We start from the raw sequence: 4636 nt of genomic DNA, 5'->3' as shown, positions 1-4636 counted from the left end.
CCCGGCCGGCGCGACGGGGGCCAGGGCGGCGGTGGGTGCCGGCGGGGTCGGCCGCCCGTGGAATGGCCGCCCGTGCTCGGGGGCCGGGCCGTGCGGGTTCTGCATGGGCCCAGCCTGCCCGGTCCGGGGCCGCTCGCGCAGCGGGTCGGCACTTGTACGAATCCACAAGGCGAAGGCGCAGGTCGTGGGCGGTCCCCGGCGGTTCGGCCGCTGGCCCCGCGGCGCGCTTGCCCCTGTACTGGGGCGATGAACACCGCACCGCGCCCGCTGGTGGACCGCTTCGGACGGGTCCACACCGATCTGCGGGTCTCCCTGACCGATCGCTGCAACCTGCGCTGCACGTACTGCATGCCGGCAGAGGGGCTGGACTGGCTGCCCCGGGCGGACGCGCTCGACGACGACGAGGTGGTGCGGCTGGTGCGGGTCGCCGTGGAGCGGCTGGGGATGCGCTCGGTGCGGCTGACCGGCGGGGAGCCGCTGCTGCGGCGGGGGCTGGTGGGCCTGGTCGGGCGGCTGGCCGCGCTCGGCGTGGAGCTGTCGCTGACCACCAACGGCGTCGGCCTGGCGCGGACGGCCGCCGGGCTGCGGGAGGCCGGGCTGGGCCGGGTGAACGTCAGCCTGGACACGCTGCGCGCGGACCGTTTCGCCGCGCTCACCCGGCGGGACCGGATCGGCGACGTGATCGCGGGCCTGGCGGCGGCGAAGGCGGCCGGGCTGGATCCGGTGAAGGTCAACGCCGTGCCGGTGCGCGGCGTGAACGACGACGAGATACCGGAGTTGGCGTCCTTCGCCGTCGAGCACGGCTACCTGATGCGCTTCATCGAGTCCATGCCGCTGGACGCGCAGGGGAGTTGGGACCGCGCCGCGATGGTGACGGCCGAGGAGGTGCTGGCCCGGCTGGGCGAGCGCTTCGAGCTGCTGCCGGTCGGGCGCAGCGGCAACGCCCCGGCGGAGGAGTGGCGGATCGCCGGGACGGACACGGTGATCGGCGTGATCGCCTCCGTCACCCGCCCGTTCTGCGGCGGCTGCGACCGGGTCCGGCTGACGGCCGACGGGCAACTGCGCAACTGCCTGTTCGCCACCGAGGAGTCGGACCTGCGCGCTCTGCTGCGCGGTGGCGCGGACGACGCGCGGATCGAGGCGGCCTGGCGGGCCTCGGTGGCGGGCAAGGGGCCCGGGCACGCCATCGGCAGCGCGGAGTTCGTGCGGCCGGAGCGGCCGATGTCGGCGATCGGCGGCTGAGCGCCGGGGCGCGGACGGGTGAGCGGCGGAGGTCTGTTCGGCCTCCGGCGCCGAGGTCTGGCGGAGCGTGCGCCCGGGGCCGGCGGAGCGTGTGCCCGGGCGGCCTGGCGGAGTGTGAGCTTCGACATGCTCCTTGACGTCCCCGTGGCGTCGGCTTGACCTCCTCTTGGGGCGGCTGGTCTGCTGGTGCGCCGTCAACCCGCCCCTGACCTCGGGAGTTCTCCGTGCCCGCCCGCCGTACCTGGCTGTCCGCCGCCACCGTCTTCCTGATATGCGTGCTCGCCCTGGTCGGCTGGCTGGTCGAAGGCCGCGACCACTCGTCGACCGGCGGCTCCGCCGCACCGGTCGGGGGGATCGGCACCAGCCCGCTGGAGAACCCGGACGGCACCAAGCCCGGCCTGGCGCCGCTGGCCACCCCCGAGGAGCAGAAGGCCGGCCGGGACCTCATCGCCAAGGTCGCCACCGCCCGGACCGGCCCCAAGGACGGCTACGACCGCAACGAGTTCGGCCCGGCCTGGACGGACGGCGTCGAGGGCGTCCCGTTCGGCGGCAACAAGTGCGACACCCGCAACGACCTGCTCTCCCGGGACGGCAGTGGCGTCGAGCGAAAGGACGGCTCGGACTGCGTGGTCACCGCGATGACCATCCGCGACCCGTACACCGGCAAGACCGTCCAGTGGACCAAGCAGCAGGCCTCGAAGATCCAGATCGACCACGTGATGCCGCTGTCCTACGACTGGCAGATGGGCGCCGCCACGTGGGACAAGGCCAAGCGGGTCCGGATCGCCAACGACCCGCTCAACCTGATCCCCGCCGACGGCTCGCAGAACGCCTCCAAGGGCGACTCCGGCCCGGCCGACTGGCTGCCCGCCAGCACCGAGATCCGCTGCTCGTACGCGGTGCGCTTCGCCCAGGTCTCGCTGAAGTACCAGCTGCCCGTCACCGAGGCCGACAAGAAGACGATGCTCCAGCAGTGCGGCGGCTGAGGAAACGATCCTCCGCGAGGTGCCCAGCCCGGGCCAAGGCCGAGGTGCGGCCGTGCCGAGGACACGACAGGACGGGGAGGGCGAGGTGCCCCGACGGCGCGCCGGATGGTATTCGTGGGCGGTGCCCCCGATGACCCCCCGCCTGCCGCGACGCGCCCTGCCCGCCCTCGCCGCCCTCCTGCTCGCCCTGCCCGCCGGCTGCTCCGGCCCGGACGAAGCGCACCCCGCGGGCGCATCGGCGAGCCGCCCGCCGCTCGCCGAGCGGGTCTCCGCCGACGCCTCCCCGGCCCTGCGGGCCTACTACGACCAGCGGCTCGACTGGGCACCCTGCGACGGCGAGGCCGACCAGGACGCCGACCAGGAGGAGGCGGCCGTCCAGTGCGCCACCCTCAAGGCCCCGCTGGACTACGCCGACCCCGGCGGCCGCAGCATCGACGTCCCGGTCGCCAAGGTCCCCGCCGCCGACCCCGCGCACCGGATCGGCTCCCTGCTGCTCAACCCCGGCGGGCCCGGCAACTCCGGCGTCACCATGGCCCGGAACTGGAAGGGCAGTCAGGGTCCGCTGCGCGACCGCTTCGACGTGGTCGGGTTCGACCCGCGCGCCGCCGGCGGCACCCTCCCCGTCCACTGCCTGGACGACCGCACCCGCGCACAGTGGACCAGCACCGACGACCCGGCCTACGACCACGGCCGGACCCTCGCCGACGCCTGCGAGGCCAAGTACGCCGACGTGCTCCCCCACCTCGGCACCCGCGACAGCGCCCGCGACCTGGACGTGCTGCGCGGGGCCCTCGGCGACCGCAAGCTCGACTTCCTCGGCTACTCCTACGGCACCTACCTCGGCGCCCTCTACGCCGAGGAGTTCCCCGACCGCACCGGCCGGCTCGTCCTCGACGGCGCCGTCGAACGCAGCACCGACCTGATGCACCTCAACGGCGAACAGGCCGTCGCCACCGAAGCCGCCTTCCGCGCCTACGCCGCCGGCTGCGCCGCCGACGGCGACGACTGCCCGCTCGGCAGTGACCCGGCCGCCGCCGCCCAGCGCCTCGCCGACTTCCTCGACGGCCTCAAGGACCACCCGCTGCCCACCCGCGACGGACGCACCGTCACCGCCGCCCTCGCCTGGACCGGCGTCACCGACGCGCTCGCCGACGGCCGCCGCAACTGGCCCCGGCTGCGCGCCGCCCTCGACCCGGCCCTCGCCCGCGGCGACGGCGACGAACTGCTCAAGCTCGCCGACGCTGCCACCGGCCGCGACGAGGACGGCCACTACGACACCGCCGCGGACGCCTACGCTGCCATCCACTGCGCCGACGCCCCGCTCGCCCCCACCGACGCCGACCTGCGCGCCGCCCTCGCCACCCTCGCCGACCGGGCCCCGCTCATCAGCCGGCACGACACCCGGGTCACCCTGCTCGACCCGGACTGCCGTCCCTGGCCGTACCGCTCCACCGAGCGGCCGCACACCGTGACGGCCCCCGGCAGCGCCCCGATCCTGGTGATCGGCGGGACGGAGGACCCGGTCACCCCCTACCCGTGGGCGCAGCGGATGGCGGCCGGACTGCAGCACGGCGTGCTGCTCACCCGCGACGGCGACGGGCACATGTCCTGGGACCGCAGCGGGTGCGTGCGCGACGCCGTCGCCGCGTTCCTGGTGGACGGCGTGCTGCCGGCCGCGGGGACGCACTGCGCCTCGGACTGAGCCCCGGGCTGAGCCCCGGACGGAGCCTCGGACTCGGCCCGGACTCGGCCCGCTCGCGGGCGGGTCGCGGGCGGGGAAGGCCGAAGGGGGCGGGCCGCGCGAACGCGGCACGCCCCCTTCGGGGTTCGGGCTCCCGGTCAGGGTTCCGGGAGCCCGGGGCTCGGGACCACGGCTCCGGTGTCAGGACCCGGGGGTCAGGACTGCGGGGCCGTCAGGTCGTAGAAGGTGGCGCCGCCGACCGTCTTGGCGGTGAAGTGGCTGGTCACCCAGGCCTCGATCTGGGCCGCCTCGGTCTCCTGACCGCCCTCGCCGCCCTCGCCGTTCGCGCCGCCCCCGCCGAAGCCGCGGTGCGAGCCGCCCCCGATGAACCAGTGGACCTTGCCCTCCTGGACGTACGTCTGGAAGCCCGCCAGGCTGAGCGAGGGGTCCGTGCCGTTGAAGCCGCCGAGGGCCATCACCGGCTTGCCGGTGGCGAGTTGGTAGCTCGCGGCGTTCTGCGAACCGGTGGTGGCGGCCGCCCAGGTGTACTGGCCGGCGTTCTGCGAGAGCAGCGCCGCCGCCTCGGAGCTCACCTTGGTGCCGCCGAGTAGACCGCCCATGCCGCCGCCGAAGCCGCCCGCGCCGCCCTCCGGGCCCTGGCTGCCGGGGAAGCCGGGCACGCCGGTGGCACCGCCGGATCCGGTGGCGCCGCCCGCGCCGCGCTCGT

General features: G+C 75.6%; 3 protein-coding genes and 1 pseudogene. 3 read left to right on the top strand and 1 reads right to left on the bottom strand.

Annotation, left to right across the window (positions count from 1 at the left end):
• Positions 1-246: 246 nt before the first annotated feature.
• The 3 genes from moaA (at position 247) to BG452_RS30195 (ending at position 3930) form a co-directional block, all read left to right on the top strand.
• Positions 247-1242 carry a GTP 3',8-cyclase MoaA gene (gene moaA, locus BG452_RS30205; protein ID WP_188307530.1) on the top strand — a complete coding sequence of 332 codons (996 nt, stop codon included), beginning with the start codon at positions 247-249 and terminating at the stop codon, positions 1240-1242.
• Positions 1243-1466: 224 nt separating this feature from the next.
• Entirely contained in the window at positions 1467-2228 is a 762-nt protein-coding gene (locus BG452_RS30200; RefSeq protein WP_188307529.1) for an HNH endonuclease family protein, read from the top strand.
• Between the two features lie 130 nt (positions 2229-2358).
• Positions 2359-3930, top strand: coding sequence for an alpha/beta hydrolase (locus tag BG452_RS30195; RefSeq protein WP_188307528.1), 1572 nt, complete (start codon positions 2359-2361; stop codon positions 3928-3930).
• A 194-nt stretch (positions 3931-4124) separates the two neighbouring features.
• On the opposite strand, the pseudogene BG452_RS30190 reads toward BG452_RS30195, so the two are convergent.
• Positions 4125-4636: pseudogene (locus BG452_RS30190) on the bottom strand (glycosyl transferase); the annotation flags it as partial.

This window comes from Streptomyces sp. CBMA123 (assembly GCF_014596465.1).
GTDB lineage: Bacteria > Actinomycetota > Actinomycetes > Streptomycetales > Streptomycetaceae > Kitasatospora.
The sequence above is the reverse complement of the archived record's forward strand: the minus strand, read 5'-3'. Positions and strand labels throughout refer to the sequence as shown.

What these genes read in the sequence shown, in the direction of transcription:
- moaA (WP_188307530.1), top strand. Translation starts at nt 247, where the DNA reads ATGAACACCGCACCGCGCCCGCTGGTGGACCGCTTCGGACGGGTCCAC.
- BG452_RS30195 (WP_188307528.1), top strand. Translation starts at nt 2,359, where the DNA reads ATGACCCCCCGCCTGCCGCGACGCGCCCTGCCCGCCCTCGCCGCCCTC.